2 protein-coding genes are annotated in these 1,230 nt (G+C 55.2%); one reads left to right on the forward strand and one right to left on the reverse strand.

Features of this window, described 5'->3' with window-relative positions; genetic code table 11:
* A partial coding sequence (locus BXP70_RS29050) for a hypothetical protein (RefSeq protein ID WP_143436792.1) occupies positions 1-766 on the reverse strand: 766 nt, incomplete at its 3' end.
* Between the two features lie 88 nt (positions 767-854).
* Here BXP70_RS29050 and BXP70_RS29055 point away from each other — a divergent pair.
* Positions 855-1,230, forward strand: a 376-nt coding sequence (locus BXP70_RS29055) for a terminase small subunit-like protein (RefSeq protein WP_086597607.1), incomplete at its 3' end; no start/stop codon positions are given.

The following is a 1,230-nucleotide window of genomic DNA, read 5'->3' on the forward strand; positions in this document are numbered from 1 at the left end:
GACTCGTTTTCTCTAGCTCCAGCGCCCGAACTGCTTCGATGATGGAGTCTGCGTAATTCCCAACGTTGCGGTAGGACTGGCCGATGGATTTATCCGCTGCTTTTAACTGAGAGTCTAGCTTGCCAATCCGTTCCTGTAGTTCTTGAACTCTGGGATTGGCTGAGCTGAATCCTTTGCCCGCGTCGTCCAGTCCACCGCCAATAGCGCGTAGTTCAGCCCGTAGCTTGGCTAGTTCCGCGGCGGCCGCGTTGTAGCTGCCCTTAGCATTGGTAAACTCCGAGGACGTACCCCGCACGGCCCGGCTGAGCTGTTCGGAGTCCTGTTTGAGCGCTTGAATGTTTAGGGCCGCTCGTTTCAGCCCGTCCAGATCACCCATGTTGAAGGCTTGCTTCAGGGCGGTTTGCTGCGCTTTGAGCTCGCGCACATACAGACTGGTGGTGTCCGTCAGCTGCTTTTGAGTCGCAATGCGGTCCCGGTCCTGCTGTTTTTGCTCCTGCTTGGCTTGCGCCAGCGTCCGCAGTTGCCGATCTAGTTCGAGGAGCTGCTGCTTATCCGCTTCGGTGCTGAAAGTCAAGCCCCCAGCTTTCTGACTGATCGCCTCGATGGAAGTGCGGATCCGCTGGAAGTTGCTCTCAATGCGTTTGCCGTCCTCTTCCAGCCCTTTGGCTAGTTGCGCGACGGCGCTCTTGAGACCCCGCACGGCTTTGGCGGCTTCCAGCACACCGGCCTCGCCGGAGATGTACTTGGAGAGATCAATTTCGATCATTTGTAACTATTTGAATGCTAGGTAAAGATACTATTTTACTTCAAGTAATACTTTAACTAAATTGCCTAAGTATTTAACCGATAGACCGATGAAGTATTCCCCGGAAATCGTCGAGACGATCTGCCACAAGCTCGCCACCGGTGATCACCGCATCAGCGATGTGTGTCAGCAGGTCGGTATCACCGAGCAAACCTTCTACCGGTGGAAGGAGGAGAAAAGTGAGTTTAGTGAGGCCCTTAAAAAGGCTGAACAGGATCGCTTGGCCGCCTTTGCCACGATGGCCCGCTCGGGGCTAGCCAAACTGCTGGACGTCTACGAGTATGAGGAAGTGACTACAGAGTACACTGATCAAGGCGGTGAGCCAGTGATCAAAAGCCGCAAGGTCACCACCAAGCGCGTGATGCCCAACGCCACGGCCGTGATCTTTGCCCTGAAGAACCGCGAGCCGGAGGAGTGGAAGGACA

It is taken from the genome of Hymenobacter crusticola (assembly GCF_002154225.1).
Lineage (GTDB): Bacteria > Bacteroidota > Bacteroidia > Cytophagales > Hymenobacteraceae > Hymenobacter > Hymenobacter crusticola.